The organism is Pseudarthrobacter sp. NPDC058329, assembly GCF_042879835.1.
Classification (GTDB): Bacteria; Actinomycetota; Actinomycetes; order Actinomycetales; family Micrococcaceae; genus Arthrobacter.
Map to the genome: position 1 here is coordinate 35,725 of NZ_JBHVZR010000001.1, position 25,025 is coordinate 60,749.

Sequence of the window (25,025 nt, forward strand, 5' to 3'; positions counted from 1 at the left end):
AATACGAGGGCAGGCAGGTTATTCCCGATGACGCGGGGAGCGAACAAGCGGTTCCCGCCGCGACATCGCGCGCCGCCGCGCGTACCGTTGACACATGGCTACCGTTGACATCACAGGTGAACAGTTCGCATCGACCATCGAGGGCAACGACATTGTCCTGGTGGATTTCTGGGCAGAGTGGTGCGGCCCCTGCAAGCAGTTCGGGCCCACGTACGCCACCGTCTCCGAGAAGCACCCGGATGTCCTCTTCACCAAGGTGGACACGGAGGCTGAGCAGCAGCTCGCCGCCGAGGCGGGCATCTCCTCCATTCCTACCCTGATGGCTTTCCGCGAAAAGGTGCTGGTGTTCTCGCAGCCCGGCGCGCTGAACTCCCAGCAGCTCGAACAGGTTGTTGACGCCGTCAAGGCCCTGGACATGGACGAGGTCCACGCGCATGTGGCGCGCCAGCGGGAGGAAGCCGCTGCCGCAACCGGCAAGCCCACAGCCGGTCCCCAGGACGGCACACAGATTCCCGAGGCCTGATTCCCGGCGTCTGAGCCTTCCTTAACTTCGAAGCGGTGCCCTCCCCACGGAGGGCACCGCTTCGCTTTAACCGGTTGCGGCTAGAGGCGTTCCAGCTTGACCGGCTCGGCCAGCAGCGCACTCAGGGATTCGTTCAGGTCCTGGACAGCGATGCCCTTGGAGTGTTTGTCCAGGTCCTCCTCGGACGCCCACTGTTCAGTCAGGACGAGCTTCTCCTCGGTGGCTTCGGTCAGCTCGTAACGGATGCAGCCCGGCTCGTTCACCACCTCGTCAATGGCGATTTCCAGGGCCAGCTTTACTCGGTAGAACTCGCCGTTGTTGGGGATGAAGGTTGCCTGCAGGTCAATGGGTGAACTCATGGATTTCACAATACCGGCCACCGCCCGCGGCTTTGTTCCTGTTTACGCCCGCCGCCGGACTGTTGCGCTTCTCTTGCCGGGGGGCGCTTGGTAGCGTGCCCTCATGCGTGCTTACATAGCCGGGGACACTGACGTTCCGCTTCTTGAGGAAACCATCGGCGGGAACTTTGAGCGGGTGGTGGCCAGGTTTCCTTTCCACGATGCGCTGATCGAGGCCGCCCCGGTACTGGGTGCGGACGCGAGGCGCTGGAGTTACACCAAGATGAACGACGACGTCGACCGGCTCGCCCGCGCACTGCTTGCCCTGGGCGTCGCCAAGGGCGACCGGGTGGGGATCTGGAGCCCCAACTGCGCCGAGTGGACGCTCCTCCAGTACGCCACCGCCAAGGCCGGTGCCATCCTGGTCAACGTCAATCCCTCCTACCGCAGCCACGAACTGGATTTCGTGGTGAAGCAGAGCGGCATGCGGATGCTGGTCACGGCCCCCTCGGACCGGAACAGCGATTACGTGGGCATGGCACGCCGGGCGCTCGCAGAGTGCCCGGCCCTGCGTGAACTTGTGTTCCTGCCGGCACCGGGCGGGGAAGGGCCCGGAGGGAAAGAGTACGACGGCGCCATCCCCCTGAGTGACTCCGAGCTGACGTACGCTGAGCTGCTGAAGCGCGCGGACGACGTCGGGCATTCCGGCCTGAAGGCCCGCATGGCTGAGCTCAGCCCGCGCGAACCCATCAACCTGCAGTACACCTCCGGGACCACGGGTTTCCCGAAGGGCGCAACGCTGACCCACCACAACATCCTGAACAACGGCTACTCCATCGGGGAGCTGCTGGGCTACACCGAGCATGACCGGGTGGTGATCCCGGTGCCGTTCTACCACTGCTTCGGGATGGTGATCGGCAACCTGAACGCGCTCAGCCACGGCGCTGCCACCATCATCCCAAGCCGGGGCTTCAACCCCGCCGCAGCCCTGGAAGCGGTCCAGGACTTCGGCGGCACCTCCCTGTACGGCGTGCCCACCATGTTCATCGCCGAGCTCGCCCTGCCCGACTTTGCCTCCTACGACCTGTCCACCCTCCGCACCGGCGTGATGGCCGGATCCTTGTGTCCCATCGAGGTGATGAACCGGGTCATTTCGGAGATGAACATGAGGGATGTGGCCATTTGCTACGGGATGACCGAGACATCGCCGGTGTCCACCATGACCAGGGACGGTGACACCCTGCAGCACCGCACGGAAACCGTGGGCCGGACCATGCCGCATTTGGAGAGCAAAATCGTGGACCCGGGTACGGGGGACAACCTCGAGCGCGGGCAGATCGGGGAGTTGTGCACCCGGGGCTACGCGGTGATGGACGGGTACTGGAACCAGCCGGATAAAACCGCAGAGACCATCGACCCTGAAGGCTGGATGCACACCGGTGACCTCGCCCGGATGGATGAAGACGGCTACGTGGTGGTGGAGGGCCGCATCAAGGACATGGTGATCCGGGGCGGCGAGAACATCTACCCCCGCGAGATCGAGGAGTTCCTTTATACGCATCCGTCCATCGAGGACGTGCAGGTGATCGGCGTGCCCGACACCAAGTACGGGGAGGAACTGATGGCGTGCATCATCCTGAAGCCCGGCGCCGACCCGCTGGATACCGCTGCTGTTGCGGATTTCTGCCGGGGCAAGCTCGCCCACTACAAAATTCCCCGCTACGTGGACGTCCGGGCGAGCTTCCCCATGACCGTGTCCGGGAAGGTCCGGAAGGTGGAGATGCGGGAGGAAGCCGTGGCCAGGCTCGGGCTCTGACTCCAATGCGGGGTCACATCCGGCCCAATAATTGCGCTTTATGGGGCCAAAAGTGACCCCGAATTCCGGGCCTGATCCGGGCCTGTGGATAACCCGCGATGGCCGCCCCGCCGGAGTGCAGACTTGGTGGCATGGTTAATGCCAAGCCGCTGCCCGCCCAGCTCGCCAAGCTGCCTTTCACGATCTACCAAGCTCGGGACCTTGAAGTGGCATCCAAGCGTCTGCGGGCCAAGGATCTACGATCGGGCGGACGGCTGATCCGGCAACACGCTGGGATGGAGCCTGCCCTGGCTGAGCGTGCCCGGATCCTGGCCACTGCGACACCGAATGCCTGGGTTTCCCACCGGACAGCCGCGCACCTGAACGGGCTGGACGTACCGTCCTGGATGGACAAGGAGCCATTGATTCATTTGAGCAAGCCACATGGGCTGCCCCGTGTCAGGCGGACGGGAGTCATCGGCCACCGGGTTCACGTGATCCCTGGGGAAGTGACAGAAATTGACGGCATTCCAGTCACCACCCCCGCGCGGACGTGGCTCGACCTGGCACATGAACTGCCGCTCCGGTTCGTGATTGCCCAAGGGGACCAGCTGATTCGGGTACCGCGACCGGGACTGGAGTTCCGCACCATCCCGTACGCCAGCAAGGAAGAACTTCGCCTCATGATCCGGCAGCACCCCAATATGAAGGGCGTGGAAAAGGCGCGTCTGGCACTCGACGAGATGCGGGTGGGATCCGACTCCTTCCCTGAGACATTCCTTCGCATGGCGCTGCTGGATGCACACCTGCCGGAACCGGAGTTGCAGCTTCAGCTGGATCCGCACAATCCCTTTTCGCCCGCTGCCGACCTTGGCTACCGGAAGCACCGGATCGCTGTGCAGTATGACGGCGCCCATCACCGGTCAAGGGAACAGCAGACACGCGATAACCGGCGCGACGAGGCCTTCATCAACGCAGGATGGTTTTACTTCAAGCCGAACGCTGACGATCTTGCCGATGGCTTTCTGCAGCTTGTTGCCAGAATCAAACACGCGCGGCGTTCGCGTTGATGCGGACGCGGGGTCACTTTTCGCCCAAAAATGGTTCGTTATTGGGCCAGAAGTGACCCCGCGTTGGCCGTGCCGACGTGCAACAGCGCGCTATTTGATGTTCCGGTTGATGGCCTTCACACCAATAACAAGTCCGACGGCGGCGGTCGCCGAGGCGGCGAGCAGGCCCAGGAGGGTGTCGGCTCCGACGCTGCCCGCAAACAGCTCGCGCTCTGCGTTTACCAGGTAGGTCAGCGGGTTGAACAGGCTGGCAGTCTTCATCCACGCCGGTCCGGCCTCGATGGGAAGCATGATCCCGGAAAGGATCATCAGCGGGAAAAGCAGCGTCTGCTGCACGCCCCAGAAGATCCACTCCTTGTTTTGCGAAACGAGCGCCAGCGCATAGGACAGCGCGCCCAGTCCGATCCCGAAGATCCCCAGGATCACCAGCCCAAACAGCACGTGCAGCGGGTAGAAGACGAAACCGAACGGGATGCAGACCACGGCGATCAAGAGACCCTGGACCACCAGCGGCGCCCACTCCTTCAGGGCACGGCCTATCATCAGCGAGGACCGGGACAACGGCGTGGCGAGGATCCGCTCGTACGAGCCCGTCATCAGCTCGTACTGCAGGTTCGAGCCGGTCATGGAGGTGCCGAACAGCGCAATCATCACCACCACACCCGGCAGGAACCACTGCAGCGTTGACTGGCCCCCGAAGGCAGGGGCGCCCACGGCAGCGCCCAGCAACGGGCCGAACAGCCCCAGGAACACCAGCGGCTGGATCAGCGAAAAGATCAACGAAAACGGGTCGCGGAGCGGCAGCAGCATCTCGCGCCAAAACACAAATCGGGTGTCGTGCAGCACCTGGCCCAGGCCGGGCTTTTCCCGGACCTCGGTGCTGGAGGTTTGGATGGCCATCAGCGGTTTGCCCCTTCCCTCAGGTTGCGTCCGGTGAGTTCGAGGAATACGTCGTCCAGCGTTGGCGGCTTCAGTTCCAGGGACTGGGCGGGAGCGCCGGCGTCGTGCATTTCCTTCAGGAGCGCGGGAGCCAGCCGGGCGCCCTCGGGGAGCCGGAGGCGGAAGCGGACCACGCCGTCGTACGCATTTTCGTTGACCTCACCGTCGGCCGCGGCGCGCCCCAGCAGCCCGCGCACCCCGGAGGCGCTGCCCGCTGCGACCTCGACGGCGAGCAGGTCGCCTGCGAGATTTGCCTTGAGCCGGGCGGCAGTGTCGTCGGCGATGATGCTGCCGTGGTCGATGATGATGACCCGCTCGGACATGGAGTCCGCCTCGTCCATGTAGTGCGTGGTCAGGACGATCGTGGTGCCGTGTTCCTCGCGCATCCGCATGATGTGCTCCCACAGATTGGCGCGGTTCTGTGGATCCATCCCCGTAGAGGGTTCGTCGAGGAAGAGCAGCCGCGGGGAATGCATCAGGCCCAGCGCCACGTCCATCCTGCGCCGCTGCCCGCCGGACAGTTTGATGACGGTGCGCTTTGCGAGGTCCGCCAGGTCCAGGGATTTCAGGAGCTCCTGGGCCCGGGCCATGGCGTCCGCGGAGTTCATGCCGTAAAAGCGTCCCTGCATCACCAGTTCGTCAATGACCCGGAAGCTGTGGCCGCCGCCGTTGCCCTGGCCGATGTAGCCGATTCTCGCCCGGACCCCGGCGGGGTCGGCCGTGACGTCCACGCCGGCCACGGAGGCGGTCCCCGACGTGGGCCGCAGCAAGGTGGTGAGCATGCGCAGCGTGGTTGACTTGCCGGCGCCGTTCGGCCCAAGGAATGCCACCAGCTCGCCGGGGGCAACGTCGATGTTGACGCCCTTGACGGCTTCCACTGTTTCCTTCTTGACGGTGAAGGTCTTAGTCAGTTTGTCCGTGTGGATCATGGTGACTCCAGGGGATTCGGCTTTACCGAGGGCTCTGGAACGGGCTCCCAGCGCCACGCTATACCCATCGCCAGTGCGAGTCCACGGGAAAACCGCGGTGGATCATCCGGTCCGCGGTGTCAGTGCCGGCGGTGGTCCTGGATGGTCATGCGGGGGCCGAACGTGGGTTTGCGGAAGCCGCTGCTTTGGATCATCCGCACCACGCGCTGGCGGTGCCCCTGCCATGGAGCGAGCAGGCGGAGCATGCCGGCGTCGTCCGTCCGCTGCCCCGTCAGCGCAGCCCCGACGTAGGCGGCCAGGTGATAATCGCCCACCGAGATGGAGTCCGGGCAGCCATGCGTGCGCTGCACTACCTCCGCCGCGGTCCAGATGCCGATGCCCGGAATGGCCTGCATCTTCGTTGCAGCTTCCAGGGCCGGCAGCCCTGCCAGCCGTTCAAGCGCGACGGCGGACCGCAGCGCCCGCATGACCGTGGCCGAGCGCTGCGGCCCCACTCCGGCCCTGTGCCACTCCCAGCTGGGGACCTGCAGCCATTGGGCTGCGGTGGGTGCCAGTACCAGCCCGGCAGGAGCCAGGGAACCGGCCTGCGGTGCGGGGGAGCCGTAGCGGTGCAGGAGGTAACGGTAGGCCCGGCGTGCCTCAATCACTGTCACTTTTTGCTCCAGGATGATGGGCAAGAGTTGGTCCACCACCCGCCCGCTGGACGGAAGCCGCAGGGCCAGGCTCCGGCGTCGTGCCTCCCGGACCATACGGGGGAGTGTGGCGTGGAATGCGGGCTCGTCAAAGCCGTGCCAGTCATCCTGCGCCCCGAGGAGCCGCGGAACTGACTCGATGGCAGCGCCGGCGCCGGGACCCCACGCCTGGACGTCCACCCAGGGCTCCAACCCGGCGCCGCCGGCCGGATTGAACCTGACCGTGGCCGGGCCCTCCGCGGTGGTGAAGGCATTCCAGATAACACCGCCCTGGACACTGAAGGACGGATCGCTGTTGCCGCGCAGGAGCGGGCCGAGGGTCCGGGCCAGGTCATAGGGGCCGCCCGGATACCACCGGAGCGAGGCATCCGCGGCCGCCGCCAGCCGCGGGGGTGCCTCTGCGATCGTCATACAGCAATCGTCCCACGGGGCGCCGACAAAGGAGGTTCCGGAGCCCCCTTACGGGCCACGGGTGCCGGGACTAGACTCCAACGTGTGGCGCGGGGCGTCCGCGCCTTCCCCTCGCATCCAAAGGAGCATGCAGTGGCTGGAGTTGTTCATTTCGAGATCCCCACCGACGACAAAGAACGCGCCAACACCTTTTACGAAAGCGCGTTTGGCTGGAACCTGAGCCCCATGCAGGAGATGGATTACACCGTGGCCGTCACCACGCCATCGGACGAACAAACAGGGATGCCCAGCGCGCCAGGTGCCATTAACGGTGCCCTGTTTCCGCGCACGGACAACCTCAGGACACCCATCATCACCATCGATGTGGAGGACCTGGACGCCGCCCTGGCGCAGGTCGAATCCGCTGGCGGGTCGGTGGCCCAGGCGAAGGATGCCGTTCCCGGCATGGGGTATTACGCCTATTTCAAGGACACCGAAGGCAACATCATGGGCCTCTGGCAGACAGATTCCTCGGCCGGGAGCTGAACGGCGGGGGCCGGCGCCTGCGAAAGCGGTAGCTTTGTACTCATGAAGTACGCCCAGTCCGTCCTGGACCTCATCGGCAATACCCCGCTCATCAAGCTCAACCACGTGACGGAGGGCATCAAAGCCACAGTCCTGGTCAAACTGGAGTACGTGAACCCGGGCGGCTCCATCAAGGACCGCATCGCGGTCAAGATGATTGAAGATGCCGAGCGGGACGGCAGGCTGAAGCCCGGCGGCACCATCATTGAACCCACCTCCGGCAATACGGGCGTGGGCCTGGCGCTGGTGGCCCAGCAAAAGGGCTATAAGTGCATCTTTGTGGTGCCGGACAAGGTGGGCGAGGACAAACGCGCCGTCCTTGAAGCCTACGGAGCCGAAGTGGTGGTGACGCCTACCGCCGTGCCGCCGGACAGCCCGCAAAGCTACTACGGCGTCTCGGACCGGCTGGTCCGGGAGACGCCGGGTGCGTACAAGCCGGACCAGTTCTCCAACCCCGCAGCGCCCGGCAGCCACTACCTGACCACCGGCCCGGAGATCTGGCGTGATACCGACGGCAGGATCACCCACTGCATCATCGGCGCCGGCACCGGCGGCACCATCACCGGCACAGGCCGGTACCTCAAGGAAGTCTCGGCTGACCGGCCGGCGTCCGACGGCGGGGTGGTCCGGATCATCGGTGCAGACCCGGAAGGCTCGGTCTACTCGGGCGGCACCGGGCGCCCCTACTTCGTCGAAGGCGTGGGGGAGGACATGTGGCCGGCGAACTACGACAAGTCCGTCCCGGACCAGGTCATCGCCGTTACCGACGCCGACTCGTTCGCCATGACGCGCCGCCTCGCCCGCGAGGAGGGCCTGCTGGTGGGTGGATCCTCGGGCATGGCCGTGGTGGCCGCGCTGCAGGCGGCGCGGGGCCTGCCCGAGTCAGCCGTCGTCGTCGTGATCCTTCCCGACTCAGGCCGCGGTTACCTGGCCAAAATCTTCAATGACCAGTGGATGCGGTCCTACGGTTTCCTGTCGGGCGGCGAGGAGACCTCGGTGGGCGAGGTCATCAGTTCCAAGAACGGCGAGCTGCCGGACCTGGTGCACATCCACCCGAACGAGTCCGTCCGCGACGTCATCAACATCATGAATGAGTTCGGCGTCAGCCACATCCCGGTCCTGTCCCAGGAGCCTCCGGTGGTGATGGGCGAGGTGCTCGGCGCAGTGGATGAGCGCACCCTCACGGCCAAGCTGTTCCGCGGCGAGGCCAAGCTCACGGACAAGATTTCCGAGCACATGGGCCCGAAGCTGCCGGTCATCGGCTCGCTCGAAACCATCTCGGCCGCCCGGGAGCTGCTCTCGGATGTGGACACCGTGATGGTCACGTTCGTGGGCGCACCCGTAGGCATCCTCACCCGCCACGACCTCCTGGCCTACCTCAGCAACTGACCTGCTTCCCCCGACACAAGGAGCATTATGTCCGCCTCGCAGAACCAAGGTTTCAACACCCGCGCCGTCCACGCCGGCCAGGCCTTCGAGCCCCGCACCGGTGCGGTGGTGCCGCCGCTGCACTTCAGCTCCACCTACGCGCAGGACGGCATCGGCGGACTCCGCGACGGCTATGAATACGGCCGCGGCGGCAATCCCACGAGGGACGCACTGCAGGAACAGCTCGCCGCGCTGGAAGGCGGAACCTCCGCCTACAGCTTCAGTTCCGGGCTGGCGGCTGAGGACTCGCTCATCCGGGCGCTGACCCGGCCCGGCGACCATATTGTGCTGGGCAACGACGCCTACGGCGGAACCTACCGGCTGATCAGCCGGGTACTGGGCGGCTGGGGGATCGGCAACACCCCGGTGGACATGGCCGACCTCGACGCCGTCACCAAGGCAGTTGCCGCCAACAAGACCCGCTTCGTCTGGGTGGAAACACCGTCCAACCCGCTGATGAAGATCACCGACATCGAGGCGCTCGCCGCGGTGGCCCACGACGCCGGTGCCCTCCTGGTGGTGGACAACACCTTCGCGTCGCCCTACCTGCAGACGCCGCTGGCGCTGGGCGCGGACATCGTGGTGCACTCCACCACCAAGTACATCGGCGGGCATTCGGACGTGGTGGGCGGGGCCGTGGTGGTCAAGGACGCTGAGCTGGCCGAAAAAATCGGTTTTGTGCAGTTTGCCGTGGGCGCTGTTTCGGGGCCGATGGATGCCTTCCTCACCACGCGCGGCCTGAAGACACTTGGCGTGCGGATGGACCGGCACAGCCTCAATGGCCAGGCCGTGGCGGAATGGCTGTTGGAACGCCCCGAGGTGGAAGCCGTCCTGTACCCGGGGCTGCCGTCCCATCCCGGGCACGAGCTTGCCAGGAAGCAGATGCGAAGCTTCGGTGGCATGGTGTCAGTGCAGTTCAAGGGCGGTGAAGCCGCTGCCCGGAAGGTTGCTGAATCCACGTCGGTGTTCACCCTGGCCGAGTCCCTGGGCGGCATTGAATCGTTGATGAACTACCCGTCCGAGATGACCCACGCGTCGGTCAAAGGCACCGAACTGGCGGTTCCGGTGAACCTGCTCCGCCTCTCCTGTGGCATCGAGGACGTGGAGGACCTGGTGGCGGACCTGGAGCAGGCGTTCACCTCCATCCCCTGACTTCAGGAAGCTGGCTTTCTTGAAGAAAGTCAGGTACGGTGCCGGTATGGCACTTCGATCTGACTGGTCCCGGCGCAACTGCAGCATGGCCCGCGGCCTGGACATCCTTGGCGATCCCTGGACCATCCTGGTGCTCCGGGAGGTGTTCTTCGGCAACGGCCGCTTTGACGCCATGAAGGCCCGGCTCGAAGTGGCCGATTCCGTGCTCACCAGGCGCCTGGCGGGCCTGGTGGACTCAGGGCTGCTCATCAAAAAGGCGTACGACGACGGCGGCCGCACCAGGAGCGAGTACGTCCTCACGGAGAAGGGCGAGGACGCCCTTCCGGTGCTGAATGCGGTCACCCTCTGGTCCGAGAAGCACCTCCCGGCGCCCACGGAGCAGGCGCACATGTTCGTCATTCACCGCGGCTGCGGGCAGCGCACCAGCTCCGCGGATACCTGCACCGCGTGCGGACAACGGCTGACTGCGGCCACTACAAGCTGGCACAGCCAGACCAGGACAACGTCCCCGGTGGAACTTGCCACCGCCGCGGCCGGGACGGGAGCAGCAGCGTGAGCGCCGACAGGATCGATAACCGAACTGCCACAGGTGCGGAAGCCAGCCCCGGCCTTGGCGACAGACCTGGCAGCGACGCGTCCGCCGGCGTCCCTGCGCCTGACCCGCGGCCCAGGCGCTTCCACCCCGCCTGGATCGTCGCCGCCGTAGCCTTCCTCGCCTTGGTGGGTGCCGCCGGTTTCCGCGCAGCCCCCGGGGTCCTGATGGTGCCGCTGCAGCAGGAGTTCGGCTGGTCCACCACTGTATTGTCGGCAGCGGTCAGCATCAACCTGGTCCTCTTTGGGCTGACGGCGCCGTTCGCAGCTGCTTTGATGGAGCGGTTTGGCATCCGGGCAGTAACCGCAACCGCGCTGGTGCTCATTGGTGCTGGCAGTGCCCTCACCGTGCTGGTGAACCAGGCATGGCAGATCCTGCTGACCTGGGGCCTGCTGATCGGGCTCGGCACCGGTTCCATGGCGCTGGTCTTCGCCGCCACCATTGCCAACACGTGGTTCGTCAAGAGCCGCGGGCTGGTGATCGGCATCCTGACGGCGGGCAGTGCAGCCGGCCAACTGGTTTTCCTGCCGTTTATCGCCATGCTGGCCCAGGATCCGGGATGGCGGCAGGCGTCACTGCTGATCGCCGCCGGCGCCCTGGCCGTGGTCCCGCTGGTGTTGAAGTTCCTCAAGAACTCCCCGGCCGACGTCGGCGTGCTGCCTTACGGGGAGGGCGCACCTGCCGGCGGAACCCTGCCCGCGCCCCCGGCCCCGGACGCCGGTCCCCGCAGTAACGCCGCGGTGCGTGCGCTGCAGGTCCTCAAGAGGGCCAGCCGCGTGCGGACGTTCTGGGCTTTGGTGGCCGGGTTCGCCATCTGCGGCGCCACCACCAACGGCCTGATCGGCACCCACTTCATTCCCTCCGCGCACGACCACGGCATGGCTGAGACTACAGCAGCGGGACTGCTCGCCGTCGTCGGTATTTTCGACATCGTGGGCACCATCGCCTCCGGCTGGCTGACCGACCGGTTCAACCCCCGGATCCTGCTGGCCGTCTACTACCAGTTCCGCGGGATCGGCCTGCTGGTGCTCCCCCTGCTGCTGAGCGCCGAAGTCCAGCCCAGCATGATCGTCTTTGTGGTGATTTACGGCCTCGACTGGGTGGCCACGGTGCCCCCAACGGCGGCCATATGCCGGGAAACCTTCGGCGCGGACGGCAGCGTGGTGTTCGGCTGGGTATTTGCGGCCCACCAGCTCGGAGCGGCCGCGGCAGCACTGGGCGCCGGCGCCATCAGGGATGCCACCGGCCAGTACACCTATGCCTGGTTCGGCGCGGCAGCCATGTGTACCATCGCGGCGGTCATCAGCGCCACCATCCGAAAGCACCGCAGCACCGCAGCACCGGGGAGCCCGCCCCCGCGGGGGTTTCCGCCTGACCTGGGCGCAGCGGACGGGCCAGTACGCTGGTCGGATGGAAACCCCTTCCGAAGGCCCCGTCCGGAACGCCGCACTGATCACGGGTGCAGGCCGGCTCGCGTCGATCGGCGCCGGCATCGCCCGCCAGCTTGCTGCAGAAGGCTGGGACCTGGTCCTGGCTTACTGGCATGACTACGACGCCCGCATGCCGTGGGGAAGCGAGCCGGACGACGTCGTGCGCCTGACTGCGGAGCTGGAAGCCATCGGCGCGCGCGTCCACACCCTGCCCGCCGACCTCGAAGACCCTGGCACCGCCGAGCAGTTGCTGGCCGAAGCGGTGAGGCTGGCCGGGCCGCTAAAGGGCCTGGTGCTCAGCCATGCCGAGTCCGTGGATTCCGGAATCCTGGACACCGGCCTGGAGTCCTTTGAGCGTCACTTTGCCGTCAACACGCGGGCAAGCTGGCAGCTGATTGCCGCCTTCGCCCGGCAGGTGACGGACGACGGCGGCGCGATCGTTGCGCTGACCAGTGACCACACAGCGTTCAACCTTCCCTACGGCGCGTCGAAGGGGGCGCTGGACAGGATCGTGATTGCCGCCGCCCGCGAGCTGGGCCCGCTGGGCATCTCGGCGAACGTCCTGAACCCCGGCCCGGTGGACACAGGATGGATGGATGACGGGGTCCGCTCAGCAGTCCTGTCCCGCCAGCCGACGGGTCGGCTGGGCACCCCTGCCGACGTCGCCGGTACAGTCGCGTTCCTGCTCTCACCCGCCGGCCGCTGGGTCTCCGGCCAGCTCATCAAGTCCGACGGCGGTTTTTCGGCCTGACGTCCCACCGCGGTTGTCCTAGAATCGCGGATATGGACGCCGTTGAGGTCGCCGGAATCAGGATTGCCTTCCAGCGGACGGGCAGCGGTCCGCCCCTGGTCCTCTTCCACGGCGTCGGTGAGGACAGCAGAATCTGGCGGCACCAATTGGAAGGCCTCGCCGGCGACTTCACCGTGATTGCCTGGGACGCCCCCGGTTGCGGCCGGTCCGATGATCCTGCCCCTGACCTGTCGGCCCGGGACCTGGGGCTTCTGGCCGCCGGGTTTGTCGAGCAAGTTACAGGCGGGGCCGTAAAGCCGCACGTGTTGGGAGTGTCCTGGGGTTCCATGGTGGCGCTGGAGTTGTACAGGGGTTACCGGACGTGCCGGCATCGTTGGTGCTGGTGTCGGCGTATGCCGGCTGGGCCGGGTCGCTGCCGCCCGAAGAAGTAGACCGCCGGATTGCCATGGTGGAGGCGGAAATCGGGGAGCCGCCGGAAAGGTTCGTTGCCGAGTGGCTGCCCACCCTGTTCACGGCGGGAAGTGATCCTGCGGTGGTCGCCGAAGTTGCCGGCATCATGCGTGATGTCCACCCGGCGGGCTTGCGGGCATTACTCAGCGCAAGCGGGCGCGCCGACTACCGTGACCTCCTGCCCACAGTTGCCGTTCCCACCCTCCTGCTCCATGGCGAAGACGACCAGCGCTCGCCGCTGCCTGTGGCACGCGGGCTCCACCGGCAGATTCCGGGAGCAGCGCTTACGGTGATTCCCGGCGCCGGGCACCTGGTTTTTGCTGAGGCGCCGGAAGCGTTCAACGCAGAGGTCCGGCGCTTCCTGCAGGTCCTAAGCTAAAGCGTCGGCTGGATTGCGAGTGGTTCAGCGGAAGGCGCCTAGGCCGGTGATGTGCTGGCCGAGGATCAGGGTGTGGACTTCGTCGGTGCCCTCATAGGTGCGCACCGACTCCAGGTTGGCTGCGTGCCGCAGCGGCGGGTAGTCCAGCGTTATCCCGTTACCGCCCAGGACGGACCGGGCCTCACGGGCAATCGTGAGGGCTTCACGCACATTGTTCAGCTTGCCCAGCGAGATCTGCTCCGGCCGCAGGACACCGGCATCCTTGAGCCGGCCCAAATGCAGCGCCAGCAGTGTGCCCTTCTGGATCTCCACCACCATGTTGACCAGCTTTTCCTGGGTCAGCTGGTAACCGGCTAGCGGCTTGCCGAACTGGAGCCGCTCCTGCGAGTACGCCAGTGCTGCCTGGTAGGAATCCCGGGCAGCACCCATGGCACCCCAGGCGATGCCGTACCGTGCTTCGTTCAGGCAGGTGAACGGGCCGCGCAGGCCGCGCGCCGCAGGGAGCAGGGCCTCCGGACCCAGCCGGACGTCGTCGAACACCACGTCACACTGGATGGAGGCACGCATCGACAGCTTCTGCCGGATGGGCGTGGCGGTCATGCCGGGTGTTCCCGAAGGCACCAGGAATCCGTGCACGCCGTCGTCGGTCATGGCCCACACCACCATGACCCCCGCCACCGAGGCCAGCCCGATCCAGCGCTTGGCGCCGTTCAGCACCCAGCCGGCACCCGGGCCGCTCCCGTCCCTTCGCGCAAAGGTGGTCATGGACGAAGGATCCGAACCTGCCGCGGGCTCGGTCAGTGCGAAGCATCCGATGATCTCACCGGCGGCCATGCGGGGGAGCCACTCCTGCTTCTGCTCCTCTGTTCCCCAAGTGTGGATGGCGGTCATGGCCAGCGAACCCTGCACCGAAACGAATGTGCGGATTCCGGAATCACCCGCCTCCAGTTCCATCGCGGCCAGGCCGTATTCGACGGCGGACCGGCCCGGGCAGCCGTAGCCCTTCAGGTGCATCCCCAGGACCCCGAGCTCACCCAGTTCCGGGGCCAGATCCAGGGGAAAGACCGCCTCCTCATACCAGGCGGCGACGTCCGGCCTGATGCGCTGGTCGGTGAAGTCACGGACCTTCTGCCGCAGGGCCAGTTCATCCGGGGTTAGCAAGGAATTAAGGGCCAGGACATCTGAGGGATCCGGCATAGCGGGTTCTTCCGGGACATCCGGAAGGTCAGCGGCGAAGGGATCAGCAGGATCGGTCATGTGGGCATCCTAGGGCTTGCCGGTGCCCGAAACCGTGCCCTGAACAGTACCGGAGGCGGGCTGTCCGCCCGTGAAGTAGCCGCGGGTGGCGGGCAGGAACCGGCAGACCACCGCCAGCACCACACCGAGGGAAAGCAACACCACGCCGCTGATGAATGCACCGCCGACGCCGAAGATCTGCGTGTCTCCGTACGCCGGATCCCACATCTGTACAGCCGAGATAAAGAAGGCGGCGGTCAGCAGCAGCGCTCCCAGCAGCGGCAGGATTCCCCGGAACCACAGGTTCCGGGTGGACTGGCGCAGTGTGTTCCGGAAGTACCAGAAGCAGGCGTAACCCGTGAGGGCGTAGTAGAAGGCGATGAAGAGGCTGATGGCGCTGATGGAGTCGGAGAGCAGATTTTCGCTCAGGAAGCTCATGGCGACGTAGTAGGCAATGGCTGCCGCCCCCATGACCTTAGTGGAAAAGCCGGGTGTCTGGTTCTTCTGGTGCACCTCGCCGAACTTGGCTGGCAGGGCGCCGTGTACTCCCATGGACAGGGTGCCGCGGGCAGTCGGCAGGATGGTGGTCTGGGTGGAGGACAGCACCGACGCCAGGACCGCGACGACGATCAGCCAGCCCCAGGGTCCCAGCACCACGTCCTTCATGGCAAGGAAGACGTCGTCCTGGTTGGCCTCGTTGCCCAGGCCGATCCCTTCAGAGCCGACGGTGGCGTACATCATCACCAGGAGTGCGACTGATACGTAGATGGCCACCAGGACGGACGCGGAGATCACTGCGCCCCGGCCTGGAGTGCTGGAGGGGTTTTCGGTTTCCTCATTAACTGCCAGGCAGGTGTCCCAGCCCCAGTAAATAAACAGCGCCAGCAGCGCTCCGTGGACCACGGCACCGGGATCGGCGAAAGCGCCGGCCGGGTTGAACCACTCAAAATCGAAGGGCTGGCCCTCCGGCGCACCGCCAACGATTCGCACCACAATGGCCAGCGCAAAGATGCCCAGCGCGACGTACTGCACGTACGTCAGAACCCGCTGGACGTGCTCACCCAGCCGGATGCCCCGGTAATTCACCAGCGTCATCACGGCGATGAACAGCACGCCGGTTGCGGTGACCACCACCTTGTTTTCAGCCAGCGACCCGTCACCCACCAGGAGCCACAGATACTGTCCGGCCACTTGTGCGAGGTTGGCCAGGACCACGATGCCGGCGAGCGCCACACCCCAGCCGCCCAGCCATCCTGCCCAGGGCCCGAAAGCCCGCCGTGACCAGGTGAAAGTGGTGCCGCAGTCAGGGATGGCGCTGTTGAGTTCCCGGAAGGCAAACGCAATGAACAGGACGGGAATGAAGCCCAGCAGCAGGATCAGGGGAGTGTAGTTGCCGTTCACGGCGACTATGAGGCCCAGGGTGGCGGCCAGCGAATACACCGGGGCCGTTGATGCCAGCCCCAGCATGACGGAGTCGCCAAGGTCCAGGATTCCGGCGCGGAGCCCCTTGGGCGGAACCGAGGAGCCTGGCCCGCCGCCTGGCCCTCCCGCCGTCGTGGTTTCTGTGCTCATGGTGTCACCGGGCTCATAGTGCGATACCTGCTTTGCTTGAATGGGCCGCGGCCGTGAGCGGGGCCGCAGCGTCTATGGTGTTGGGCACGAACCTGCAGAAATAGTCTGTGATGGGGCCGTCGGATTCCCGGATCCCGCAGCCCACGGACTCGCCGTCCACCACCCACAGGCCAAGGACAGGGTGGTTGCCATCGAAATCGGGCAGCGGATGGTACTGCTGGTAGCACCAGCCTTCACGGCCGTACCCTCCGGGCTGTTCAAGGCTGATGCCCTGGGCGTGGATCTTGATGTTGTCCCCTTCTCGGCCGTGCAGGGGTTTAGCCACCCACTCCTTCAGGGGCCCCGGCTCGTTGAGGTACGCCGGAAGCAGGTTGGGATGCTGTGGGAACAGGTGCCACAGAGCCGCGAGGAGTGCCTTGTTGGATAGCAGCATCTTCCAGGCCGGCTCCACCCACCGGGGGTTATGGGCGCGTTCCAGCAGGCGGGGGCCGAACGGTTCCTTCATCATCAGCTCCCACGGATACAGCTTGAACATGGTGCTGATCATGAAGTTGTCCAGGTCCACAAAACGGTTCAGGTTGGGGTCCCAGCCGATGTCGGACATGTTGATGCCGATGGTGGTCCATCCTGCCTGGCTGGCCACGTCGCGCATGTAGGCGGCGGTCATCCAGTCCTCGCCGGACTCCTCAAGTTCTGAATGCGCCACGTGCAGGGTGCTCATGCCGGTGCGGAACTGCATCTTTTTCCACTGCCGGATCAGCGCTTCATGGATGCCGTTCCATTGGTCCTTCCCCGGGAAGACGTCCTGCAGCCAGAACCACTGGGCCACGGCGGCCTCGATCAAACCGGTGGGAGTATCCGCGTTGTATTCAAGCATCTTGGCGGGGCCGCCCTGGCCGTCGTAGATGAAGTCGAACCGGCCGTAGACGTCCACGTCCCCGGCCTGAAGCGACTCGGCCGCAAGCTCCAGGGCCTGCGGCCCGATGCCGAGGTGTCCCATGGCGCCGGTGGCCAGGAACCGGGCGGCCTCCAGGCACATCTTGTGCATGCCCTCGGCCGTTTCTTCGAGGGTCTCCACCTCGTCCATGGTGAATTCGTAGTAGGCGGCTTCGTTCCAGTATTCGATTTTTCGGCCGTCAGGCATGGTGGTGGTGGAGAACACCAGGCCCTGTTCTTCAATTTTCTGCTTCCACCCGGGCCTGGCCTTGCTCAACAACCGCTTCACGCCTAACCCCCCGTGCTTCCGCCCTTGGAGCTGCTGCCGAAGCCGCCCCTGCTGACTGTTCCGCCCTTGTTGCTGTACCCGGTGGACGCCTTTGCCCCGCTGGGTACCGTCCTGGTGAAGTTGGGCGCCGTGGAACGGTTCTGCCCGACGGCGGGAACGCTCGCCCCGCGCGAGTAGAAGTACCAGGCGTAGATGCCGCCGGCGCGCCCGGCTGAGCTGTTGCAGTTGGTGTCTTCCACGCGCTCGCCGGTGTCGTCGTTGAAGCACACCTGCGCGTATTCCGGCTCGTCCTGGTTGCTGGCCACCACTGCTGTGATGGTCCCCGCGAGCAGCGCCGTCACGCCAAGGCCCACCACCACGGTCCGCCGTTGTGAGCGCTTTTTCCGTGCCGCCAGTTCCGTCTGCTGCTTCTCCCGGTCCCGGGCGAAGGGGTCAACCGGCGTGACTGGTTCGTTGAGGAGCTCCGGGCGCAGTTCCGGTTTGGGGACCTGCCACGGGGGAGGCTTGGGGGCGTCCTGGGCCGGGCCGCCGTCCGGAGCAGCACCGGACCCGCGGGCTTGGCCGGCCTGCTGGCCATCGCCCTTGGCTGGATCGTGCTCCGGATCCTTATTCGGGTCCATGGCGTCCCCCTCAGTTGATAACGTGAATTGGGCACAGCGCTGCACCCCCAATTGCAATCCTCGAATCAGCGTAGTCCCTGCGGCCCGGTGCTGCGAGGAGGCAGCCCGGCAGAACTCCCCATGGCGTGAATCGCGGGCTGGAGCGGCGCCGGATACTTACACTGGTGCCATGGAAACCGCCGCTGTGCTCGCCGTCTGCCGTGTCCACCAGCTCCTGCCGGATGCCTCCAGCGTGGGGGTGACCGCCATTGACAAGCGTGCGGTGGACGGCCCGGTGAAGGTCCACAAGCTGGGCCTGCAGGGTGACATCCAGGCGAACCGGGTCCATCATGGCGGGCCGGACCAGGCCATCTACGCCTATTCCCAGGCGGATGCGGATTTCTGGGCAGAGGAACTGGGCCGGGACCTGCCGCCGGGGATTTTCGGCGAAAACCTGCGCGTCGGCGGGATCGACGCCACCGGGGCGGTGATCGGCGAACGCTGGAAGATCGGCCTGGACCTGGAAGTGGAGGTCACCTCTCCACGCACACCCTGCGCCACGTTCCAGCGCCGGATGGGGGAGCCGCAGTTCGTCAAACGTTTCACCGGCGAAGGCCGTGTGGGCGCCTACCTTCGGGTGATCCGGGTTGGCACCATCCGGGCTGGGGACCATATCCACCGGCTGTACGTCCCCAAGCACGGGGTCACGGTGGGCAAGTGGTTCAGCGAACCGGACCTGGAGTCCATGGAGGCGCTCCGTGACGCCGAGGCCGACGGCGAGATCCGCCTGCAGCAGCCTGAGTTCGGGCAGAAGTTTGAGGTGCTGGAGCGGCGGCTGGCGCGTTAGCCGCCCGCTTGGGGCAGCGGCGAGGGGAGTCATGTGCGCAAGCTCACCGCCGTCGTCGGGCCCTCAATTACCCCCGGGACAGGTGCGTGCCCTACACTTGAAATATCCCCCACTCCGGAAATCCCTTTTTCCTGCCCAATTCTTGAGGCAGGACTGGTAAGTGTTGGGGCCCGCAACTGTGATGCGGGCATTTTCATAGGGAGAGCCGGCTAAAGAAAACGCTGTACAGACTGCTGGGATAGCAGCCAAGAGATGCAGCGGGAAGTCCTGCCACGGGATTGCGAAAGCGCCGGACTTCTGTGACCGGCCGGTCAATGTATGCCCGGCAACCACGGCACACGTACTGCGGCTCCGCTCACCTCGGGTAGTGCCGCCTGGCCCCCTATGGATGAGGAATATTCTCCTATGCCCGAAAATCAAAACGACGCCACCTTCGAAGCTGCAACTGCCGCTGTTGAATTTACCGAGGCCGCTGTTCCCGCAGCAGAGCCCGCCGCTCCGGCAGCCGAAGCTCCCGTGGAAGCCCCCACCGAAGCCGAAGCTCCCACCGAAGCCGAAGCTGCTGGTGAGGCTCCCGCCGCCCCTGCCGCCAAGGTCGAGGACGACGAAGAAGAGGGCATCAAGTTCGCCGACCTCGGCATTGACGGCCGTGTCCTCGCTGCCCTGCAGGACGTCGGCTACGAAAAGCCGTCCCCCATCCAGGCTGCAACCATCCCGCTGCTGCTTGAAGGCCGGGACGTTGTGGGCCTCGCCCAGACCGGCACCGGTAAGACTGCAGCATTCGCAGTACCGGCACTGTCCCGCCTGGCCGAGCTCCACGACCTCAACGGCCCGTCCCGCAAGACCCAGGCCCTGGTGCTGGCTCCCACCCGCGAGCTCGCGCTCCAGGTAGCCGAGGCCTTCACCTCCTACGCCAAGCACATTGACGACTTCACCGTCCTGCCCGTGTACGGCGGTTCCGCCTACGGCCCGCAGCTCGCGGGACTTCGCCGCGGCGCGCAGGTTGTTGTTGGTACTCCGGGCCGTGTCATCGACCACATCTCGAAGGGTTCCCTGGACCTGTCCGAGCTTCAGTACCTGGTGCTGGACGAGGCCGACGAGATGCTGCGCATGGGCTTCGCCGAGGACGTGGAGCAGATTTTCCAGCAGACGCCCTCGGACCGCCAGGTGGCACTGTTCTCGGCCACCATGCCGAGCCAGATCCGCCGCATGTCCAAGCAGTACCTGAACAACCCGGCCGAGATCTCCGTCAAGTCCAAGACCACCACCGGCGCCAACACCCGCCAGCGGTACCTGCAGGTCATGGGCCCGCACAAGCTTGACGCCATGACCCGCATCCTCGAGGTTGAAGAGTTCGACGGCGTTATCGCCTTCGTGCGCACCAAGATGGCTACGGAGGACCTGGCTGACAAGCTGAAGTCCCGCGGTTTCCAGGCAGCAGCGATCAATGGTGACATCCCGCAGCAGCAGCGCGAGCGCACCGTCGATGCGCTGAAGGAAGGCCGCATCGACATCCTCGTTGCTACCGACGTCGCGGCCCGAGGCCTTGACGTCGAGCGGATCAGCCACGTGATCAACTACGACATCCCGCATGACACCGAGTCCTACGTGCACCGCATCGGCCGCACCGGCCGTGCAGGCCGTTCCGGCGACGCCATCCTCTTCATGACGCCGCGGGAGAAGTACCTGCTGCGTTCCATCGAGAAGGCGACCCGCCAGCCGGTGGAGCAGATGCACCTGCCCACCGCGGAGACAGTGAACACGCTGCGCCTGGGCAAGTTCGCCGAGAAGATCACAGAGACCCTCGCTTCCGAGGACGTGTCAGCTTTCCGCGACCTCATTGCCTCCTACGAGGAAGAGCACAATGTCCCGGCCGCGGAGATCGCAGCTGCCCTTGCCGTGATGGCCCAGGGCGGCCAGCCGCTGCTGGTCAAGGAGCTGCCCGCAGCTCCCGAGTTCCAGAAGCGCGAGCGCTCCAAGGACGGCTTCGGCTCCCGTGGGCCCACCCGCACGCTGACCGAAGGCAATGCCACCTACCGGATCGCCGTGGGACGACGCCAGCGCGTTATGCCCGGCTCCATCGTGGGCGCCATCGCCAACGAGGGCGGCATCTCCTCGGCCCAGATCGGCGGCATCGACATCCGCTCGGACCACTCCCTCGTGGAGCTTCCGGCGGACCTAAGCCCCGAGCAGCTGCGTGCCCTGTCCCGCACCCGGATCGGCGGCGAGCTGATCCACCTGGAGTTGGACAACGGTCGGAAGCCCTCCGGCGACCGTGGCTCTTACCAGGGCAACCGTGGCGGCGACCGTGGGGGCAACTTCAAGGGCGCAGGCGGGTTCAAGAAGGACTTCCGCAAAAACGACGGCGAGCGCTCCTCTGCTGACCGCGGCGGCCGCTCGTACAGCGAGCGTTCCTTCAGTGCCGACAGCGGTTCCAGCCGCGGCCAGGCCAGTGACTCCCGCTTCGGCGGCCACGGCGACGGCTCCCGCAAGCCCCGCCACGGCAACGAGGGCGGACAGCGCGACTTCAACCGCAAGGGCAAGTGGTAACCGCCAGCTAGTCTGACGCGTTCCCCGGTGGGCCGGCTTTCGAGCCGGCCCACCGGCGTTTAACCACCGGAGTTCCTTGAAAGCTACCGGGACTTCCGCGCCCCGGAAGTCCCGGTAGCTGCCGCAACACTTCAACCGGGTGTGGGACTCGACACATCGCGCCCGGGATTGGCCGCGAAGACTATCCGCAGACCTGTTCCCGGCGGCGGCCCTCACCCCCGCGCACCCCAGCAATGACGCGGAAATTAGGGGTCACCGGGAGGCCATATGCAAGTGTTGCGTGGCCTCCCGGCTGGCCTTCGGGCCGATTTGTTGGTGGTGAAATCTTCCGGTAGAGTATTTACTCGTTGCCCCCCTAGCTCAGTGGTAGAGCGCGTTCTTGGTAAGAACGAGGTCACCGGATCGATTCCGGTGGGGGGCTCTGAATGAGGGCCTGTGTCAAGGCGGTTTTGACCGGCTTGACACAGGTTTTCCTCATTCGTGGCGGTGTAGCTCAGTTGGTTAGAGCGCACGACTCATAATCGTGAGGTCGGGAGATCGAGCCTCCCCACCGCTACAGGAAAAGCCCCTTGGATCAACAGATCCGGGGGCTTTTTTAGTCCTGCGTAACGGACAGGTCGGGTTATCGGTCCGGCCAGAGCCGTGGCGCCCGTTTCGCCGCCACGTCCTCGACCCAGCCCACGGTCACGAACACGAGGGCAAGGAGCAGCCAGGCGCCGGCGAATATTAGCCATTCACTGTCCAGCAGCCACGGGATGGTTTCGCCCATCAGGTCGATTTCCCAGAGCTTGTTGACGAGGGTGTAGCATTGCGACAGCAGCAGGGTGTGCCACAGGTAGATGGTGACTGCCCTGTTGTTTATGAGTGTCAGTGGCCTGTCGAGGAAACTGACTGGCCGAGGCAGTGACGTCCAGGATGGCGAGATCCACAGGAGCATCGCGCAGAACCCAAAGGCGTACAGCCCATTCCCTCCAAAAACGTGGTTCATGTCCCACCCCACGTCCGCAAGCTGGGGTGCTGCCCACAGCAGGCCCAGCACCATGATCACCGGACCTGCCGAAAACACGGTCCAGGCCGGGATCCTGCGCAGCATCCCCGAGTAGTGGGCGAACCCGAGGATCCAGCAGGAGCCGTAGGTTGCGAAGTCGCTGACGCCGTTTTCAGCCCACGTGGGCAGTGTGATCCAGCCGGCGACGATGGGCACGAAGAGTGCGAGCGGCGCCATCAGCGTAATCCAGGGCACCCGGCGGAAAGCCGCCAGCAGAAGGGGTGACAGCAGCACGAACCAGAAGTAGGCGCGGATGTACCAGAGGATCACCCCGGCTTCGTGCGCCCAGATGTTGCCAAACACGTCGTCCTCGGATCCGATGGTATCCGGGTAGGGCGCGTCTCCCAGGGGGATGAACCAGAACACGATGTCCGCCCAGGAACGTCCCTCCTGCTGCTCCGGGCTCCAGCCCTGCAGGAGCATGAGGGGCACAACAGTGGCGCTGTAAACCCACAGCGGGAGCAGGAGACGCCGGGCTCGGCTTTTCAGGACGCCCAGGGCTGGCCGTTCGAGGGAACGAGCCATGAGGGAACCCGCGAGGGCGAACATCACGCCCATGGACGGGAAGACCAGGGTCAGCCAGGCTGCACCGGAAAAAGTGTGATACGCGACGATGCGCGTGAGGGCGACCGCCCGGAGCAGGTCCAGGTACCGGTCCCGCCCCGTGCGGTCGCGGACAAGACGGTCGGCGGTGGTATCCGGCTCGGTAAGGCGTCCAAGCGCGACGGCCGGAAGCGGGGGATTGGTGCTCGCCGTCCGCTTTTCCATGTCCCGGTCCCCTCGCTGGTCCCTCTCAGACCTCAACGGCAGGCGCAGGTGGCGCTACCATCGAGCTGTAACTGACGCTATCAGCCCATACTTCCAAGGGCACCCGTCTCCTGTACTCGAATTTTGGCCAAGGGCTACGTGGCCATTTCCCAGCCGGGTCACGTGGAAGAAAGGCCGGCTCCATGACAGGGACGGTGCAGGCATAGTAGCTTTTGCAGCAACAGCGGAGTGGGGGACTGAATGGACTTCTTGAATGAGGTGATGGAGCCGTTCAGGTGGCTGGTGTCCGTCATCATGGTGGCCTTTCACGATGGACTGGCGGCCCTCGGTATGCCGGCTGCGGAAGGCTGGACCTGGACGCTGGCCATCATCGGGCTGGTGCTCGTCATACGGGCAGCTCTGATCCCGGTGTTCCTCGCCCAGGTTCGTGCACAACGCCGGATGCGTCTCCTGCAGCCGGACCTGAAAACGCTGCAGGAAAAGTACCAGGGCAAAACGGACCAGCTTTCCCGCCAGTCCATGGCGCAGGAGCAGATGGCGTTGTATAAAAAGCACGGGACTAATCCCTTCTCGGCCTGCCTGCCGATGCTGATCCAGGTGCCATTCTTCTTCGCCCTTTTCCAGGTCCTGTCCGGCATCAGCACCCGGGCAGCGCAGGGAGAGGGAATTGGCGCAATGAGCCATGACCAGGTGGTGCAGTTCGACCAATCCAGCATCTTCGGCGCCTCGTTGACCGCATCCGTGCTGCACGGAGGCGTGGGTGACCATGCGGCCGTGACAGTGCTGACCATCCTGATGATCCTTGCCATGACGGCGGCGCAGTTCCTCACCCAAAAACTGGTGATGGCGCGGACTGTGCCGTCAGGGTCCGACGACAGCCCCTTCATGCGGCAGCAAAAGATGCTGTTGTACATCCTTCCGGTGGTGTTCGCGCTGGGCGGGGTCCTCTTTCCCATCGGTGTGCTGATCTACTGGACCGTTACGAACGCCTGGACCCTGGGCCAGCAATTCCTTGTCCGGGACAGGCCGGCCCCGGCCGGCACCAGCCCCGGCACGTAGCGGCAACAAAGCCCGGAGAGCCGCACCCACTACCGAAAGACCTGCCGCACGGGCAAAATGGGCCAATGGCGCAGCTCATCTATACCGGAATCGCCTCCTTGGACGGTTACGTCGCGGACAGCACCGGCAACTTCGACTGGAGCGCACCCGACGAGGAAGTCCACGCCTTCGTCAACGATCTTGAGCGCGACGCCGGAACCTACCTTTTCGGGCGGCGCATGTACCAGGTCATGTCGGTCTGGGAAACGATGGGCGGCCCGGAGGATCCGCCTGTGATTCAGGACTACGCACGGATCTGGCAGGGTGCAGACAAAGTTGTCTACTCCGGTTCCCTCGCCGATGCCCCCACAGCCCGTACCCGCATTGAACGCACCTTCAACCCGGAAGCAGTCCGGGTGATGAAGGCCGGCACAGAGGGCAGCATCGGCATCGGCGGCGCCACCCTTGCTGCCACCGCGCTCCGGGCAGGGCTCGTGGACGAATGCCGGCTTTTCCTCAACCCGGTGGCCGTGGGAGGCGGCCTGAGGTTCCTGCCGGACGGACTGAACCTCCGCCTGGACCTCCAGGAAGAGCGGCGGTTTCGCAACGGCGTGGTGTACCTCCGGTACCGCACCGTCTCCTGATCCAAGCCCGGGAACGAAGCGCCGGGATGTGGCATCCGCGGGGCGGGGGAGCAGA

Annotated in this window: 24 protein-coding genes and 2 tRNA genes; 17 read left to right on the forward strand and 9 right to left on the reverse strand. The window is 65.5% G+C overall.

What is annotated here, in order from left to right:
- Positions 1–94: 94 nt before the first annotated feature.
- Positions 95–523, forward strand: coding sequence for a thioredoxin family protein (locus ACFVYC_RS00165; protein WP_387545324.1), 429 nt, complete (start codon positions 95–97; stop codon positions 521–523).
- An 80-nt stretch (positions 524–603) separates the two neighbouring features.
- On the opposite strand, the gene ACFVYC_RS00170 is transcribed toward ACFVYC_RS00165, so the two are convergent.
- A complete protein-coding gene (locus tag ACFVYC_RS00170) occupies positions 604–882 on the reverse strand; it encodes a putative quinol monooxygenase (RefSeq protein WP_387545325.1) in 279 nt (92 codons plus the stop codon).
- A 103-nt stretch (positions 883–985) separates the two neighbouring features.
- On the opposite strand from ACFVYC_RS00170, the gene ACFVYC_RS00175 reads away from it, so the two are divergent.
- Positions 986–2,677 (forward strand): AMP-binding protein, encoded by a 1,692-nt coding sequence (locus ACFVYC_RS00175; protein ID WP_387545327.1) that lies wholly within the window; start codon positions 986–988, stop codon positions 2,675–2,677.
- A 131-nt stretch (positions 2,678–2,808) separates the two neighbouring features.
- Positions 2,809–3,726 (forward strand): hypothetical protein, encoded by a 918-nt coding sequence (locus ACFVYC_RS00180; protein ID WP_387545328.1) that lies wholly within the window; start codon positions 2,809–2,811, stop codon positions 3,724–3,726.
- Positions 3,727–3,816: 90 nt separating this feature from the next.
- On the opposite strand, the gene ACFVYC_RS00185 is transcribed toward ACFVYC_RS00180, so the two are convergent.
- The 3 genes from ACFVYC_RS00185 to ACFVYC_RS00195 form a co-directional block, all read right to left on the reverse strand.
- Positions 3,817–4,626: an ABC transporter permease gene (locus tag ACFVYC_RS00185; protein WP_387545329.1), complete on the reverse strand. Its 810-nt coding sequence runs from the start codon at positions 4,624–4,626 to the stop codon at positions 3,817–3,819.
- Positions 4,626–5,594: an ATP-binding cassette domain-containing protein gene (locus tag ACFVYC_RS00190; protein WP_387545332.1), complete on the reverse strand. Its 969-nt coding sequence runs from the start codon at positions 5,592–5,594 to the stop codon at positions 4,626–4,628. The genes ACFVYC_RS00185 and ACFVYC_RS00190 overlap by 1 nt, the downstream gene beginning before the upstream one ends.
- Positions 5,595–5,713: 119 nt before the next feature.
- Positions 5,714–6,697, reverse strand: a complete 984-nt coding sequence (locus ACFVYC_RS00195; RefSeq protein ID WP_387545334.1) for a DNA-3-methyladenine glycosylase family protein — start codon at positions 6,695–6,697, stop codon at positions 5,714–5,716.
- 132 nt (positions 6,698–6,829) lie between these two features.
- Between ACFVYC_RS00195 and ACFVYC_RS00200 the strand changes: the two genes are divergently transcribed.
- From ACFVYC_RS00200 to ACFVYC_RS00235, 8 genes are read left to right on the forward strand one after another with little or no spacing between them, the layout of a single operon-like run.
- Positions 6,830–7,222 (forward strand): VOC family protein, encoded by a 393-nt coding sequence (locus ACFVYC_RS00200; protein ID WP_387545335.1) that lies wholly within the window; start codon positions 6,830–6,832, stop codon positions 7,220–7,222.
- A 42-nt stretch (positions 7,223–7,264) separates the two neighbouring features.
- Positions 7,265–8,650: a cystathionine beta-synthase gene (locus tag ACFVYC_RS00205; RefSeq protein WP_387545338.1), complete on the forward strand. Its 1,386-nt coding sequence runs from the start codon at positions 7,265–7,267 to the stop codon at positions 8,648–8,650.
- Positions 8,651–8,677: 27 nt separating this feature from the next.
- Positions 8,678–9,841, forward strand: coding sequence for a cystathionine gamma-synthase (locus ACFVYC_RS00210; protein WP_387545341.1), 1,164 nt, complete (start codon positions 8,678–8,680; stop codon positions 9,839–9,841).
- 46 nt (positions 9,842–9,887) lie between these two features.
- Positions 9,888–10,397, forward strand: a complete 510-nt coding sequence (locus ACFVYC_RS00215; RefSeq protein WP_387545343.1) for a winged helix-turn-helix transcriptional regulator — start codon at positions 9,888–9,890, stop codon at positions 10,395–10,397.
- On the forward strand, positions 10,394–11,980 hold the full coding sequence (locus tag ACFVYC_RS00220; RefSeq protein WP_387545345.1) for an MFS transporter: 1,587 nt from the start codon (positions 10,394–10,396) through the stop codon (positions 11,978–11,980). Before ACFVYC_RS00215 ends, ACFVYC_RS00220 begins: the two co-directional genes overlap by 4 nt.
- Positions 11,925–12,614 carry an SDR family oxidoreductase gene (locus ACFVYC_RS00225; protein ID WP_387547048.1) on the forward strand — a complete coding sequence of 230 codons (690 nt, stop codon included), beginning with the start codon at positions 11,925–11,927 and terminating at the stop codon, positions 12,612–12,614. The genes ACFVYC_RS00220 and ACFVYC_RS00225 overlap by 56 nt, the downstream gene beginning before the upstream one ends.
- A gap of 32 nt (positions 12,615–12,646) precedes the next feature.
- Positions 12,647–13,045, forward strand: coding sequence for an alpha/beta fold hydrolase (locus ACFVYC_RS00230; RefSeq protein WP_387545346.1), 399 nt, complete (start codon positions 12,647–12,649; stop codon positions 13,043–13,045).
- Complete coding sequence (locus ACFVYC_RS00235) at positions 12,976–13,443, forward strand: alpha/beta fold hydrolase (RefSeq protein ID WP_387545348.1); 468 nt, start codon at positions 12,976–12,978, stop codon at positions 13,441–13,443. Before ACFVYC_RS00230 ends, ACFVYC_RS00235 begins: the two co-directional genes overlap by 70 nt.
- 24 nt (positions 13,444–13,467) lie before the next feature.
- Here the strand turns inward: ACFVYC_RS00235 and ACFVYC_RS00240 are convergent, their stop codons facing one another.
- From ACFVYC_RS00240 to ACFVYC_RS00255, 4 genes are all read right to left on the reverse strand, one after another.
- Entirely contained in the window at positions 13,468–14,640 is a 1,173-nt protein-coding gene (locus ACFVYC_RS00240; RefSeq protein ID WP_387547051.1) for an acyl-CoA dehydrogenase family protein, read from the reverse strand.
- Between the two features lie 69 nt (positions 14,641–14,709).
- Complete coding sequence (locus ACFVYC_RS00245; protein WP_387545350.1) at positions 14,710–16,251, reverse strand: APC family permease; 1,542 nt, start codon at positions 16,249–16,251, stop codon at positions 14,710–14,712.
- A gap of 13 nt (positions 16,252–16,264) precedes the next feature.
- Complete coding sequence (locus ACFVYC_RS00250; protein WP_387545353.1) at positions 16,265–17,476, reverse strand: glutathionylspermidine synthase family protein; 1,212 nt, start codon at positions 17,474–17,476, stop codon at positions 16,265–16,267.
- Between the two features lie 2 nt (positions 17,477–17,478).
- The gene (locus ACFVYC_RS00255) at positions 17,479–18,096 is read right to left on the reverse strand and encodes a Tat pathway signal protein (protein WP_387545355.1); all 618 of its coding nucleotides are present in this window, start codon (positions 18,094–18,096) and stop codon (positions 17,479–17,481) included.
- A gap of 169 nt (positions 18,097–18,265) precedes the next feature.
- Here ACFVYC_RS00255 and ACFVYC_RS00260 point away from each other — a divergent pair, with 169 nt between their 5' ends.
- The 4 genes from ACFVYC_RS00260 (at position 18,266) to ACFVYC_RS00275 (ending at position 22,028) form a co-directional block, all read left to right on the forward strand.
- Positions 18,266–18,922: an MOSC domain-containing protein gene (locus ACFVYC_RS00260; RefSeq protein ID WP_387545356.1), complete on the forward strand. Its 657-nt coding sequence runs from the start codon at positions 18,266–18,268 to the stop codon at positions 18,920–18,922.
- A gap of 405 nt (positions 18,923–19,327) precedes the next feature.
- Positions 19,328–21,472 carry a DEAD/DEAH box helicase gene (locus ACFVYC_RS00265; protein ID WP_387545358.1) on the forward strand — a complete coding sequence of 715 codons (2,145 nt, stop codon included), beginning with the start codon at positions 19,328–19,330 and terminating at the stop codon, positions 21,470–21,472.
- A gap of 349 nt (positions 21,473–21,821) precedes the next feature.
- Positions 21,822–21,893: transfer RNA gene (locus ACFVYC_RS00270), tRNA-Thr, on the forward strand.
- A 61-nt stretch (positions 21,894–21,954) separates the two neighbouring features.
- A tRNA-Met gene (locus tag ACFVYC_RS00275) sits at positions 21,955–22,028 on the forward strand.
- Between the two features lie 66 nt (positions 22,029–22,094).
- On the opposite strand, the gene ACFVYC_RS00280 is transcribed toward ACFVYC_RS00275, so the two are convergent.
- A complete protein-coding gene (locus ACFVYC_RS00280; RefSeq protein WP_387545360.1) occupies positions 22,095–23,288 on the reverse strand; it encodes an acyltransferase in 1,194 nt (397 codons plus the stop codon).
- A 240-nt stretch (positions 23,289–23,528) separates the two neighbouring features.
- Between ACFVYC_RS00280 and yidC the strand changes: the two genes are divergently transcribed.
- Positions 23,529–24,347: a membrane protein insertase YidC gene (yidC, locus tag ACFVYC_RS00285; protein WP_387545362.1), complete on the forward strand. Its 819-nt coding sequence runs from the start codon at positions 23,529–23,531 to the stop codon at positions 24,345–24,347.
- 65 nt (positions 24,348–24,412) lie between these two features.
- On the forward strand, positions 24,413–24,970 hold the full coding sequence (locus ACFVYC_RS00290; RefSeq protein WP_387545365.1) for a dihydrofolate reductase family protein: 558 nt from the start codon (positions 24,413–24,415) through the stop codon (positions 24,968–24,970).
- Positions 24,971–25,025 lie beyond the last annotated feature (55 nt).